The organism is Rhizobium sp. P1_E6, assembly GCF_056405875.1.
On sequence record NZ_JBFUBG010000019.1, the window covers coordinates 51,399 to 64,354 of the forward strand.

12 protein-coding genes are annotated in these 12,956 nt (G+C 60.7%); 4 read left to right on the forward strand and 8 right to left on the reverse strand.

Features of this window, described 5'->3' with window-relative positions:
- Positions 1-843 (reverse strand): BtpA/SgcQ family protein, encoded by an 843-nt coding sequence (locus tag AC1D35_RS12535; RefSeq protein ID WP_477854034.1) that lies wholly within the window; start codon positions 841-843, stop codon positions 1-3.
- Positions 844-869: 26 nt separating this feature from the next.
- Between AC1D35_RS12535 and AC1D35_RS12540 the strand changes: the two genes are divergently transcribed.
- Positions 870-1,772, forward strand: a complete 903-nt coding sequence (locus AC1D35_RS12540; protein ID WP_113308998.1) for a PfkB family carbohydrate kinase — start codon at positions 870-872, stop codon at positions 1,770-1,772.
- Positions 1,773-1,775: 3 nt separating this feature from the next.
- Here AC1D35_RS12540 and AC1D35_RS12545 read toward each other — a convergent pair whose 3' ends face one another.
- From AC1D35_RS12545 to AC1D35_RS12575, 7 genes are all read right to left on the reverse strand, one after another.
- Complete coding sequence (locus AC1D35_RS12545; RefSeq protein ID WP_477854035.1) at positions 1,776-2,546, reverse strand: glutamine amidotransferase; 771 nt, start codon at positions 2,544-2,546, stop codon at positions 1,776-1,778.
- Between the two features lie 29 nt (positions 2,547-2,575).
- Positions 2,576-3,646 carry a phosphotriesterase family protein gene (locus tag AC1D35_RS12550; RefSeq protein ID WP_477854036.1) on the reverse strand — a complete coding sequence of 357 codons (1,071 nt, stop codon included), beginning with the start codon at positions 3,644-3,646 and terminating at the stop codon, positions 2,576-2,578.
- Positions 3,646-4,650, reverse strand: a complete 1,005-nt coding sequence (locus AC1D35_RS12555) for an ABC transporter permease (RefSeq protein WP_477854037.1) — start codon at positions 4,648-4,650, stop codon at positions 3,646-3,648. The genes AC1D35_RS12550 and AC1D35_RS12555 overlap by 1 nt, the downstream gene beginning before the upstream one ends.
- Positions 4,647-5,456: a sugar ABC transporter ATP-binding protein gene (locus AC1D35_RS12560; protein ID WP_113510180.1), complete on the reverse strand. Its 810-nt coding sequence runs from the start codon at positions 5,454-5,456 to the stop codon at positions 4,647-4,649. The genes AC1D35_RS12555 and AC1D35_RS12560 overlap by 4 nt, the downstream gene beginning before the upstream one ends.
- The gene (locus AC1D35_RS12565) at positions 5,453-6,403 is read right to left on the reverse strand and encodes a substrate-binding domain-containing protein (protein WP_113301339.1); all 951 of its coding nucleotides are present in this window, start codon (positions 6,401-6,403) and stop codon (positions 5,453-5,455) included. The genes AC1D35_RS12560 and AC1D35_RS12565 overlap by 4 nt, the downstream gene beginning before the upstream one ends.
- Entirely contained in the window at positions 6,400-7,461 is a 1,062-nt protein-coding gene (locus tag AC1D35_RS12570; RefSeq protein ID WP_113308993.1) for a LacI family DNA-binding transcriptional regulator, read from the reverse strand. The genes AC1D35_RS12565 and AC1D35_RS12570 overlap by 4 nt, the downstream gene beginning before the upstream one ends.
- A 377-nt stretch (positions 7,462-7,838) precedes the next feature.
- On the reverse strand, positions 7,839-8,306 hold the full coding sequence (locus AC1D35_RS12575; protein WP_113301337.1) for an Lrp/AsnC family transcriptional regulator: 468 nt from the start codon (positions 8,304-8,306) through the stop codon (positions 7,839-7,841).
- Between the two features lie 121 nt (positions 8,307-8,427).
- On the opposite strand from AC1D35_RS12575, the gene AC1D35_RS12580 reads away from it, so the two are divergent.
- The 3 genes from AC1D35_RS12580 (at position 8,428) to ehuR (ending at position 12,952) form a co-directional block, all read left to right on the forward strand.
- Entirely contained in the window at positions 8,428-9,906 is a 1,479-nt protein-coding gene (locus tag AC1D35_RS12580; RefSeq protein ID WP_477938643.1) for an NAD-dependent succinate-semialdehyde dehydrogenase, read from the forward strand.
- Between the two features lie 14 nt (positions 9,907-9,920).
- A complete protein-coding gene (locus AC1D35_RS12585; protein WP_477938644.1) occupies positions 9,921-11,324 on the forward strand; it encodes an aminotransferase in 1,404 nt (467 codons plus the stop codon).
- 179 nt (positions 11,325-11,503) lie between these two features.
- Positions 11,504-12,952 carry a MocR-like ectoine utilization transcription factor EhuR gene (ehuR, locus tag AC1D35_RS12590; RefSeq protein ID WP_115037851.1) on the forward strand — a complete coding sequence of 483 codons (1,449 nt, stop codon included), beginning with the start codon at positions 11,504-11,506 and terminating at the stop codon, positions 12,950-12,952.
- Positions 12,953-12,956 lie beyond the last annotated feature (4 nt).

Below are 12,956 nucleotides of genomic sequence, written 5' to 3' on the forward strand. Positions count from 1 at the left end.
CTACGCCTCCAGGCCGGGTTTTGCGGCTTCGACGAAGGCTGCCACGCGGGCCGGGTCCACGGGGTTCCACCAGACGCCGCCCTCCTTGAGCGACGAGGCGACGATGACGCCGTCAGTGCGCTTGAGGATGTCGACGATGTTATCCCTGGTTACGCCCGACCCGACGAGCAGCGGAAGGTGGGTGGCGGCACCGATTTCCTCGATCTCTCCCATCGTTGCGCTATTGCCCGTTCTCTGGCCGGTGGCGATCACCACGTCTGCATCGAAGAATGCGAGGTCGCGGGTCAGTTCGTCGATCGTGCGATCAGCGGTAATGGCGTGCGCGCCATGTTTCACATGGCTGTCGGCAAACACCTTGATATGCTCGGCGCGCAGAGCCGAGCGATAGCGCATGGCCTCAGCCGCCCGACCTTCCATGAAACCTTCATTGGCGACATAAGCGTTCGCCCATTGATTGACGCGGATGAAGCGCGCCCCGCCTGCCGCCGCAATCGCGAAGGCCGGGATCGGCGCATTGGCAAGCACGTTGATGCCCAGCGGCACGCCAGCGGCGCGCGCGATGCGGTCGGTCACGACCGACATGAAGGCCGCGGTCTCATGGCCGATATCCTCGGGCTTGGAAAAGGGAATATCGCCGTGATTTTCGACGATCAATCCGTGTATGCCGCCTTTGACGAGCGCGTCTGCGTCGCGCATGCACGTGTCGTAGATCGTCTCCATCGCTGCGCTACGATAGCGTGGAGCACCCGGGAAAGGCGGGCAATGGATCATCCCGATCAACGCCTTGTCAGTGCCGAATATTTCCCGTATGGCGCTTGTGGCCTTATCCGATATCTGCTGCATTTTTCTTTCCTCTCTGAAAGCCAGCCATGCGTGCCTATGTCATTGGTAACGTCGCCATCGACGAAACCATTTCCGTAATGTCCATGCCCGAAGCGGGCGCCTCGATCCTCGGTCGGGAGGAGACCCGCGACCTTGGCGGCAAGGGCGCCAATCAGGCTGTCGTGATGGGCCGCACGGGCCTTCCCACGACGCTCGTCACCGCTGTCGGCGAGGATTTTCGCGCCCAGACGATCCGTGACCAGCTTGCCGGCGAGGCGCTGGATGCCCGTCTGTTGGGCAGCCCGCATCGCACCAGCGATTTCTCCATCATCTTCACCACGCCGGACGGCGAAAACGCCATCGTCACCACGACGGAATCGGCCGAAGCCTTGACCCTGTCAGAGGCGCTCGCCCCGCTTGGCGACGCCGTCAGCGGCGACCTCGTCGTGCTGCAGGGCAATCTCAGCGAAGACATCACCCGCGGCATTCTTGCCGAAGCCAGACGCCGCGGCCTTAAGACCGCCTTCAACCCCTCGCCGCTCCGCCCTTACTTCGCCGAGCTCTGGCCGCTTGTCGACATCGCCTTTCTCAACAGAGGCGAGGCCGAAAGTCTGACCGGATCGTCCGGCGAGGCCGCGATCCGTCGTCTGGCCGAAGCCGGAGTGTCACAGACCGTCCTGACGCTCGGTGGCAGCGGCGCTATCCTTGCAAGCGGACATCAGGTGCTTGCAACCGTTCCGGCCCGTGCCGTCGAGGTCGTTGACACGACCGGCGCCGGCGACACCTTCATGGCCGTAGCACTTGCCTCGGCCGCGCTCCGCTCCACCATGCTCGACGCCAAGGCCATCCATCATGCGACCGCTGCGGCTGCCATCACCGTCGGCCGCCGTGGCACGCGTTCGGCCTTTCCGAGCAAGGCGGAACTCGCCGGCATCCTTGCCGGCGATTGACGCCTATTTCGCCTCCGTCAGCCAGCCGAGGATGTTCTTCCAGAGACGCCCGTAGCCTTCCCATTCGCAGAAGGCGGGCGAAAGCCAGTGTGGGCCGATATCGGACGTCCAGGCAGCCGTCTTGCCCTTGCCGAAGCGGCCGGTGACCAGCAGTGGATGACCGCCCTCCGTATCCGGCAAACGGGCGATGACCTCAACATCGTCGCGCTCACGCACCTCTACCTCATTGACGCCGAGAAGCAGTGGCCATTCGCCCGGGAGACCGGCTACGGTCTCGTGACCCGACTTGACGAGGACAGGCGTCGTCCCCTCCGGGATTTCGACCCGATCATCGTAAGGCAGGCAGGTGACCGGCAGAACATCCTCGACCGGGGTGCGGCGCCAGCGCGCCTTGCCATCAATGCCCTGGAAAGAAAAATAGCCGCCGACCATCAACAGGCCGCCGCCCTTTTCGACCCAGGCCTTGATCAGTTTCAGGCGGTTTGGAACGGTCTTCGAATGCAGCCAGACCGCCGGGGGAAGAAGCAGCGAATTGGCGCCGATATCTGACAGGATGATCGCGTCATAGGCATCGAGCCCTGCCATATCGAAGGGGAATTGTTCGACCGCTTCGTGCGCCGGCATGTAGGTGAGTTCGAACGCACTGCCTTTGAGCGCCTTGACCAACGGCTCGGCGCCCAGATGGAAGGTGACGCTGCCGAACTGATCGAAACCTTTGTAGTGCGTGGCCGAACTGACCCAGCTTTCGCCGACGAGAAGAACCTTCTTTGTCATGATGTTTCCATTTCTTTTTATGTTTGTACTCAGGCACTTGCCTGAAAGACCGATCGCGGGTTGGCGCGCATGAAGATGTCGAGCGTTGCGTGATCGAGACCGTGGCGCTTCAGGCGCGGCAGGAAGTGACGCAGGATATAGGCGTAGCCATTGCCCCCATAATGCTTGAGCATCATTTTCAGGAAGACGTCGTGGGACAGGAGAAGACGGTCGGTGTGTCCCATCTCGACGAGCTTGACGATCGCGCGCGCCGCCTCCTCATCGCTCGGGCATTGCACCTGCTGGTCCGCATAGAAGAAATCCATGCCGATCATGTCATATTCGAGAAATGCGCCGCGGGCGGCGAGTTCCGACTGATATGTGAGATCGTCATGTGACGGGTTCATGTGGCAGAGCACAGTATGCCTGAGATCGCCACCTTCCGAGGCGACGACATCCAGAACCCTGTGTCCGAGGCGGAACCAGCCGGGAAGATGGACCATCAGGGGCAGACCGGTGCGTACCTGGGCCTGTGCGGCACCGCGCAGCGATTTTTCCTCCTCGGCGGTGAAATCCGAGGACACGCCGATCTCGCCGATCAGGCCGATCCTGACATCCGTGCCGTCAGCGCCAACAGTTGCTTCCGAGACGATCTCGTCGGCGATCTGCCCGACCGACATGCCCGCAACCTTCTGGGGATGCGAAGAGCCGAGATAGAAGCCGGCTCCCATGACAATATTCAGTCCCGTCGCCTTGGAGATCCGTCGCAGGGCCAGCGGATCGCGACCGATGCCCTGGCATGTCGGCTCGACGACTGTCTGGCCGCCGAGACCGGCAAAATCCTTGAGCTCGGTGACAGCAAGCTTCTCATCGTCGAGCGTAATGTTGTGCTTGTTGACGAAGGGATCCTGCCTAAGTTCGCCGAGGATCTCCATGCAGACGAAACCCTCGGCGAGATATTGCCGCTCGGGCTCCTTCGGCGCGTGCCACCAGCAACGGCAGTCATTGAGGATATGCTCGTGCATCAGCGTGATGCCGATATCCGACACCGGAACCGGCCCCTGGACCGTCATTACATTGCCGGAGCGCACGTGACCCGGCGAAAGCTCGTTCGGCGGCATCAGCTCTTCCTCCTGCCTGCCAAGCGGAAGTTGGCGGTGAAGATGCGGGTATTCAGCCAGATGGCAACCAGGATGATTGCGCCGGTGACAATCTGGGTGAAGAAGGGCGAGATATGCATGAGGATCAGGCCGTTACCGATGACGGCAATGGTCATCGTGCCGAGGACGGTCCCGATCATGGTGCCGCGTCCGCCCATCAGCGAGGTGCCGCCGAGCACGACGGCCGCGATCACCTGCAGTTCGAAGCCGACAGCAGCATTCGAAGAACCGGAACCGAGACGGGCCGCGATCAACAGGCCCGCCAGCGCCGAAGCGACCCCTGATACCAGATAGACCGAGGCGACGATCCATTTGGCGGGCAAGCCGACCCGGCGTGCGGCCTCCATGTTGGATCCGACCGCCACGATCTGCCGACCGTATTTGGTAACGGCCATGATGACATATCCGACGATCGCGACCAGGATTGCGATCAGCGCCGGAACGGGAAAACCGGCAAGTTCCCCCCGTCCCAAGTAGAAGAAGCCTGGCTCGTTGTTGATCGGAATGGAATAGCCCTGCGTAAGGTAGAGCGCCACGCCGCGCAGGATGGAAAGCCCGGCAAGGGTAACGATGAAGGCGGGAATATTCTGATAGGCAATGAACCAGCCCTGCAGAAGGCCGATAATGCCGCCGAGGGCAAGCATGCTGAGGCAGACGACCGGCCAAGGAATGCCGGTGGCGAGCGTAATGGCCGCGACGGCGTTGATCAGCGCCAGCATCGAGCCGACAGACAGATCAATGCCGCCGGTCACGATGACGAGCGTCATGGCGATCGCGACGGCGAGGATCGGTGCAGCCTGACGCACGATGTTCAGGATGTTGCCCGTCGTCATGAAGGTGGTGGTCGTCAGCGAAAAGAAGACGAGGCATGCCAGAAAGAAGAAGGCGATCGACAGGACCTGGGCGTTTTCACTCAGGAAGTCGGCCATCGGCGAGCCTTTGGCGCGTTCGGTGTAGACGGTCAATGTCTTTCTCCCCCGACGATGAGCTTGACGAGATCCTCGAGATTGGTCTTGGCGATATCGCGCTCGGCGACCTTCGTGCCCTCGTACATGACGGCGATCCGGTCGCAGACCCGGAACAGGTCCTGAAGGCGATGGGTGATGAGGACGACAGACACGCCCTTTGCCTTGACCCGATTGATCAGAGAAAGCACGGCTTCGACTTCGGCGACAGCAAGGGCCGAGGTCGGCTCGTCCATGATCAGGACCTTGGGGTTGAACGACGCCGCTCGGGCGATCGCAATTGCCTGGCGTTGGCCACCCGACAGCTTCTCCACCTTGGCGGAGAGCCGCGGAATGCGGATCTCCAGCGCATCCAGCATCCTGCGCGCCTCACTCATCATTTTCTGACGATCGAGAAAGGGACCTTTGGTCAGCTCACGCCCAAGAAACAGGTTGCCGACGACATCGATGTGATCGCACAGGCTCAGATCCTGGAAGACCATTTCGATATGGCGGTCGCGGGCATCCGCAGGCCCGGAAAGGCGAACCTCTTCGCCGTTCAGTGAAATCGTTCCGTCATCCGGCAGATAGGTCCCGGAAATGATCTTGGTCAGCGTCGACTTGCCGGCGGCGTTGTCGCCGACGAGGCCGAGGCATTCGCCCGGAAAGAGGTCGAGGTCAACGCCACGCAGCGCCTGATGCGAACCGAAGGTCTTCTTGATGCCACGCAACGATACGGCTGGCGTTCGCGCAGACGAGCCGGAGGAATGCGGGGAGGCTTGCGCCTCCCCGGCTCCGGCATAAACAGGCCGGTTGTCACTCATCATTTGAAGACGGCCCGGTAAGGCTCGACATTTTCCTTCGTCACGATCGTGATCGGAACGGAGATGCTCTTTTCGACGCTCTGGCCGGCGCTCAGCTTGGCGAGAGCCTCGACCGCGGCCTTGCCCTCGCCGGCCGGATCCTGCTGGACCACGGCAACGACATAGCCATCGTCAAGACCGGAGATCGCCTGCGCAGTCAGATCCCAGCCGAAGACCTTGATGCTGTCCTGCTTGCCCTGGCTTTGAACGGCAGCGATCGCGCCAAGGAGAGCCGGCTCGCCCGTTGCGTAGATCGCCGTCATGTCAGGATTGCCGGTGATGAGGTTTTCAGCAGCGGCAAGCGCATTGTCCTGGATATTCTGGCCGTCGACAACCCCTGACGTCTCGATCCCGTCGCTCTTGATGGCGTCCTCGAAGCCCTTCTGGCGAACGTTCTGGATATAGGAGTTGAGCGCGCCGACGACGCCAACCTTAGCTTTGCCGTCCATGTTCTTCTTCACGTAGTCGAGGAAATAGGCGCCCATGTCGGCGCCGGCCTTGCCGTTGTCGACGCCGATCTGCGACTTCTGGGGGCCGTCCGGCAGGATCGCATCGATGGCAACGACGGGGATGCCGGCATCCGACGCCTGCTTGACGGCCGGCATGATGCCGTTGACGTCGATTGCAACGACGATCAGGCCATCGACCTTCTGCTGGATGTAGTTTTCGATGGCGCTGTTCTGGGCGGCAGCTTCGTTGTTGGCGTTGAAGATGACCAGCTTGTCGCCGGATGCATCAGCCGCCTTCTGGGCACCTTCATTGATCTGGTTGAAGAAAAGCGCCTGCTGATTGATCTGCACAAGCGCATAGGTTTTGCCGGCGGCCTGGGCAAGGGAGGCTCCTAGCGTGGCACCGGCAAGCGCGGTGAAGGCAAGCGCGGCTGTAAACGCGCGACGTCTGATCTGTTTCATGTTCTCATCCTCTGGTTTTGTTCTCGTTGCTTATTATGGGTCGACGGCGGCGCAACGGAGTTCCGCACGACGATTTCGACTGGCACGAGTTCTTCGGTGGCGAGCGATTTGCTCTCCTGCCAGTTTGTTTCGAGAAGAAGAGATAGGGCACGGCGGCCAATCGTGCGCACCGGCTGCCGGATCGCGGTCAAGGGGGGCGCAAAGAGGTGCAGCGGGCTGACGTCGTCAAAGCCGATGAGCGAGAGATCCTCGGGGATCGAAATCCCCCTCTCCCGCAGGACCTCGATCATGCCGATTGCGATTTCGTCGGAGCTGGCAAAGATGGCCGTTGCCGGCATGCCTTCGTCCAGAAACCGGCGCGCCATGTCGCGCCCGCAGCCAACAGTATATTCGCCGCTGTAGCGACTTATCGATATGTCGTCGCCAAAGCGCTCGCGTAACCCTTCACGCAATCCGTTGAAACGCCGCTGCGTGCTGATCATGGCATCGGGGCCGCCGACATAGAGCACGTCGCGATGGCCAAACTCAGCCAGATGGCGGCCCGCCAGATGCCCACCCTGAAAGTTGTCACAGAAGAGCTTGGGAACGGCTGCAAGCGGAACGTCTTCGTCGACGACAATGACCTTGCCGGTCCGGTTGATCAGCGCCGCCAGATCGCCGTTGTCAGGATGGTTGGTGACGAACACCAGTCCATCGACATGATTGTGCTCAAGGAGCCTGAGATAGGCAACCTCGCGACCGGTGCGATTGAGCGTCGCATAGAGCGAAACGGCAAGCCCGCGGTCATTCGCCTCCTCCTCCACGGCCGCCACCATGGTCGCGAAGAACGGATTGGCGATATCGGGAACGACGAGGCCAATCGTGTCGGAGCGACCGCGGCTCAGTCGCCGCGCGTGCGGATTCGGCTGATATTTGAGGGAGGCGATGGCATTCTCGATGCGCTGCCTGGTGAGGGCTGGAAGATCCAGCGAACCATTCAGCATGCGCGACACCGTCGTCACCGAGACACCGGCGGCTTTCGCAACATCCTTCAACCCTGGGGTTCGTTCCTGCGCCATCGAGCTTGTAAACCGCTTTAGTAAACCGCTTTACTTACACTCCACGACAAGAGAGGAGCTGTCAAGAGACCGTATGCGAAGGTTTCACATATGCGTTCTTGTCGAATGGATGTTCAATAAGCGATCCGATGAAACCTCAGACGTCTGCGTCCAGCCAAAGGGTCTTCGCAGGAACGCATCTCGCCGGAATTCTGAGATTGATCGGTCTTATGTCGGCGTGCCCAGCGGGGGAAGGAGGACGTAACCGTCTCGATATCGGCAGCTTTTGCAAGAGTGTTGGAACTTGACGTCTCACATACCTTTGCGCGAAAGCCAAATGCGCGTCGATCGGCCAGAAAACGGAAACAACGCGGACTTTGGAAAACCTCTCGGTGCCATCAGTCCTCTATCGGGAAGGCAAAGCCAGCTTTCACTCGATCCATCACAACCATCGTTTTGAAACCTTTGATATCGTGGTTCTCATAGAAGAATCGACGCGTAAAGGCTTCGTAGTCCTCCATGTCCTTCGCCGTAATCACCAGGATGAAATCGGCATCACCCGTCACGTAATAGCCGATCATCACTTCCTTGGTGGCGCGGATCGCCGCCTTGAATCGATCGACGATATCGGCCCGTTCACGCTCCAGCGAGACAAGAACGATCATGGTGACACCGCGCCCCGCAGCCTTGGGCGAGACGATCGATACGTCTGCCTCGATCACCCCTTCTTCACGCAACCGCTTCAGCCGTCGCTGACAGGCAGTCGGCGAGAGATTGACGATCTGCGCCAACTCTTCCGAGGTCAGGCGATTGTTTTTCTGAACGGCGGCGAGCAGCGCTCTGTCGGCTCTGTCGAGAGTAGTCATGCAGAAATCCTGCGGTCAATGTCCAGTTTGAGCATAATTCCTGCATGAAGGATGAAATCAATGCAGCCATCCGATCATGGCGCGCGGTTAGTCTCTCTGTAAACCCCACTTGGAGCTCCGCATGAAAGGCATCGCCAGCACTGCGCTGAAAAACCTGAACCGACCCGATCTGATCGAGGGCCGGGCCTTTCTGAACGGCACATGGGTCGTGCGCAGAGAGATCCTGAGCGTCATCGATCCGGCAACCGGTGAGCAGATCGCAGATGTCGCGGCCTGCTCGCTCGAAGATGCCGATGCAGCCGTCGAAGCCGCAAGAAATGCCTTTCTCGACTGGCGTGACAAGCTCCCCGTCGAACGCGGTCAGGTCCTGCGCGCGTGGGGCAGGCTGATGCGCGATAACGCCGAGGATCTCGCCGTCATCATGACGGCCGAACAGGGCAAGCCGCTGGCAGAGTCGCTCGGCGAGATTTCCTACGCCGCGAGTTTCCTTGAATGGTTTGCCGGCGAAGGCGAGCGCGCCTATGGCGAAACTCTTCCGAGCCACCTGCCTGGCAGCCGCCTTTCGGTACAGATGCTTCCGCTTGGCGTCACTGTCGCGATCACGCCGTGGAACTTTCCCTCCGCCATGATTACCCGCAAGGCGGGTGCTGCACTGGCGGCCGGCTGCACCATGATCGTCAAGCCTGCCCCGGAAACACCGCTTTCAGCACTTGCCTTGGCAAAGCTTGCGCAGGAGGCCGGGATGCCCGCAGGTGTCTTCCAGGTGCTCACAGGCGAAGCCGCGCCGCTTGCGCGCCGTCTGCTGGAGCACACGGACGTGCGGGCCTTTTCCTTCACCGGCTCGACAGAAGTAGGACGCATCCTGCTTACACAATCGGCGGCGACCGTGAAGAAGGCCTCGCTGGAACTTGGCGGCCATGCACCTTTCATCCTGTTCGACGACACCGAGCTCTCCAAAGCCGTAAAGGGCTGTGTCGGCGCAAAATTCGCCACGTCGGGCCAGGATTGCCTTGCCGCCAACAGGATTTACGTCCAGCGCGGCCACTACGATCGGTTCGTGGATGCCTTCGCCAAGGCGACCCAAGAGCTGAAGGTCGGCCATGGTCTTGAACCCGGCACCGATATCGGGCCGATGACGCGCCCTTCGGTCGCGGAAAAATGCCGCCAGCAGATTGCGCAGGCGCTTTCTGCCGGTGCACGTCTCGTCTGCGGCGGGCAGGACAGCCCGCTCGGCGGCAATTTCGTCACGCCGACCGTGCTTGCAGATGTCACCGACGACATGCTGATTGCGCGCGAAGAAACCTTCGGCCCGGTCGCTGCAATACTGCCGTTCGATAACGAGCAGGACGTGCTCGCCCGTGCCAATGCCACCGAGATGGGACTGGCAGCCTACGTCTACACCAACGATCTCGGCCGAGCGATGCGCCTCACCGATCGGCTTGAATACGGCATGATCGCCGTCAATACGCCGAAATTCACCGGGGCCCCGATACCCTTCGGTGGCTGGAAGCAATCCGGCCTTGGTCGCGAAGGCTCGCGCCACGGCCTCCTGGAATATCTCGAAGCAAAATATGTCTGCTTCGGCAACCTCGCTGCATGAAAGGATCCGTTGTTATGACCATCAATCCCAACCAGATCGCCGAGATGGACCGCAACTCGGTCCTGCATCCCTTCACGCAGCTCAAGGATTTCGCCAGCGGCAAGTTGGGTGATCCGACGATCGTTGAAACCGGAAAGGGCATCCGCATTCAGGATGCGAACGGCAAGCAGCTGATCGACGGTTTCGCCGGTCTCTACTGCGTCAATGTCGGCTATGGCCGCACCGAAGTCGCCGAGGCAATCTCGCGCCAAGCCTACCGCCTGGCCTATTACCATACCTATGCCGCCCACACGACGGATGAGCTCGCGATCCTCTCCGATCGTCTGGTGAAAATGGCGCCCGGCAAGATGAGCAAGGTTTTGTACGGCATGTCGGGTTCCGATGCCAACGAAACGCAAGCAAAGCTCGTCTGGTACTACAACAACCTGCGCGGCAAGCCGAACAAGAAGAAGATCATCTCCCGCGAACGGGGCTATCATGGTTGCAGCGTCGTCTCCGGCTCGATGACCGGCATGAGTTTTTACCACGACCACATGGACCTGCCGCGTGCCGGCATTCTCCACACCGGCGCACCGCATCACTATTGGGGCGCGGAAGCAGGTGAGACGGAAGTCGAATTTTCCAAGCGCCGCGCTGACGAGCTTGAAGCCCTGATCCTGCGCGAAGACCCGGACACGATCGGTGCCTTCATCGCCGAACCGGTGCTCGGCACCGGCGGCATCACCCCGCCGCCGCAGGGCTATTGGGACGAAGTGCAAAAGGTCCTCCGGAAATACGACATCCTGCTCATCGCCGACGAAGTCATCACCGGTTTCGGTCGTACCGGCTCGATGTTCGGATCGCAGCACTACGGTATCGAACCCGATCTGATCACCGTCGCCAAAGGCCTCACCTCGGCTTACTTCCCGCTATCGGGGGCCATCGTCGGCGAGAAGGTCTACAAGGTGATGGAAGAAGGGGCCGACCGCGTCGGCGCTTTCTCGCACGGCTACACCTATTGCGGCCATCCGATTGGCGCCGCAGCAGCAAACGCCGTTCTCGACATCGTCGAGAAGGAGGATCTGCCAGGGAATGCGCGCACGGTCGGCACCTATTTCCAGGCGCAGCTGAAGGCCAGGTTCGCTCAGCTTCCGATCGTCGGCGAAGTGCGCGGCGTCGGCTTGATGGGCGCCATCGAATTCGTTGCGGATCGGGAAAAGAAGGTGCGTTTTGCACCCGGCCTCACTGTCGGCGCACGGATCTCAAAGGCGGCGCGCAGTCGGGGCCTCATTGCCCGTGCCATGCCGCATGGCGATATCTTGGGTTTTGCACCGCCACTCGTCACGACAAAGGAAGAAGTCGACGAGATCGTTGCCATCGCCGAATCCTCTGTCCGCTCCGTCATGGACGAATTGGTCCAGGCTGGCGAGACGATCTGAGGCAAGCACAGCTGCCGGGCGAGATAAGCCTCGCCTGGCAACGCCCGTTTCTCAGTAAAAATCGCGACGATCGTGATTATTCCTGAAGCAATCACGGTTCACGATGCATAAGGCTTCATCTTTTGCGATGAAGCGTGCATAATGTCATGAAATAATCGTCCTTAAAACGAGACAATTTCATGCGACGTCAGGCCAATCCCCTCAACCTTGATCCGATCACGGCAACAAAGCCGGTGGCATGGCGGCCGAACCTCGCCAAGCAAAAGGGTGAGACGAAGCATGCCGCGCTCACCGAGCGCATTATCGCCGATATCGATGCCGGCGTCCTTAAGCCGATGGATCGCATGCCGACGCATCGCGATCTGGCGCGGGAACTCTGCCTTTCTGTGCAGACCGTCAGCCTCTCCTACAAGGAGGCTGAGCGGCTTGGCTATCTGAGCGGTGAGATTGGGCGCGGCACCTTCGTCAAGGCACGCGTGACGGACCGTGCCGGACGCATGATGCTGGATCATAGTGCCAACGAGGTGCTCGACCTTTCCATTATTCGCGGCGTCTATCTCGATGCGCATGAAACCGCGTCGCGCGAGATCCTTCGCGAGCTGGCCGACGGCGACAATGCAAGCTTCATGCGTCCCTGCCGCCCGATCGCCGGCCTTGATCGTCACCGGGAGACGGCGCGCATCTGGTTGCGCACGCTCGGCGTCACGGCCGGGGCAGACCGCATTCTCGTTACCAACGGTGCCGCCCATGGTATTTTTCTCGCTTTGACCTGCATTGTCCGCTCCGGCGATGTCGTCTTGTGTGAAAATCTCACCGATCACGGTATCATCGGGCTTTCCAATATCCTCGGCTTCAGCCTGAAGGGCTTACCCACGGACGATGAGGGCATTTTGCCCGATGCGCTGGAAACCGCCTGTGCGGCAGGCGGCGTCCGGGCACTGGTGCTCATTCCGACGCTCAATAATCCGACAAGCCATGTCGCAGGCGCCGCACGCAGACGCGAGATTGCTACAATTGCGGCGCGTTATAGTGTTTTCGTCATCGAAGATGAGGTCTATCGTCCGATGATCGAGGAGGACCTGCCTTCGATCACCGAGATGTTGCCCGATCTCGGTTTCTTCGTCACGAGCTTCACCAAGGCGGTGCTGACAGGGTTGCGCGTTGGCTATCTCGTCGTTCCGCCCGCCTATTCCATTCGCGCCGCCTCGATCCTGCGCGTATCAAGCTGGAGCGGCACCTATCTGACCGGCGAAATCGCCACGCGCTGGGTCGAGAACGGCACGGCGCAGCGCTTGCTAGAAATCCAGCGTGACGAGGCGCGCGCGCGCCAGACCATCGCAACGGAAATCCTCGGCGACCATATCGCCTCCAGTCACCCGCTGTCGCTCTGCGCCTGGCTCAAGGTCCCATCACACTGGACCGAGGACGGTCTGGTCCGCTCGCTGACCAACCAGAACGTCGCGGTCACGCCCTCCGAACCCTTCATTGCCGGACCGGGCCATGGTGGCGGCATTCGTATCTGTTTGGGCGGACGCCTGAACCATGCAAGCCTGGCCAAGGCGCTGACGACCGTGAGGCAAGCCTTCGAGCAACTGCCGCCGGTCTATGATATCGGCTCGATCGGCTAGAGGC

Bases quoted from the DNA above. Each gene is read 5' to 3' on its own strand.
- ehuR (WP_115037851.1), top strand. From the start codon at position 11,504: ATGCGACGTCAGGCCAATCCCCTCAACCTTGATCCGATCACGGCAACA.
- AC1D35_RS12535 (WP_477854034.1), bottom strand. From the start codon at position 843: ATGCAGCAGATATCGGATAAGGCCACAAGCGCCATACGGGAAATATTC.
- AC1D35_RS12540 (WP_113308998.1), top strand. From the start codon at position 870: ATGCGTGCCTATGTCATTGGTAACGTCGCCATCGACGAAACCATTTCC.
- AC1D35_RS12585 (WP_477938644.1), top strand. From the start codon at position 9,921: ATGACCATCAATCCCAACCAGATCGCCGAGATGGACCGCAACTCGGTC.
- AC1D35_RS12570 (WP_113308993.1), bottom strand. From the start codon at position 7,461: ATGGCGCAGGAACGAACCCCAGGGTTGAAGGATGTTGCGAAAGCCGCC.
- AC1D35_RS12545 (WP_477854035.1), bottom strand. From the start codon at position 2,546: ATGACAAAGAAGGTTCTTCTCGTCGGCGAAAGCTGGGTCAGTTCGGCC.
- AC1D35_RS12565 (WP_113301339.1), bottom strand. From the start codon at position 6,403: ATGAAACAGATCAGACGTCGCGCGTTTACAGCCGCGCTTGCCTTCACC.
- AC1D35_RS12560 (WP_113510180.1), bottom strand. From the start codon at position 5,456: ATGATGAGTGACAACCGGCCTGTTTATGCCGGAGCCGGGGAGGCGCAA.
- AC1D35_RS12550 (WP_477854036.1), bottom strand. From the start codon at position 3,646: ATGCCGCCGAACGAGCTTTCGCCGGGTCACGTGCGCTCCGGCAATGTA.
- AC1D35_RS12575 (WP_113301337.1), bottom strand. From the start codon at position 8,306: ATGACTACTCTCGACAGAGCCGACAGAGCGCTGCTCGCCGCCGTTCAG.
- AC1D35_RS12580 (WP_477938643.1), top strand. From the start codon at position 8,428: ATGAAAGGCATCGCCAGCACTGCGCTGAAAAACCTGAACCGACCCGAT.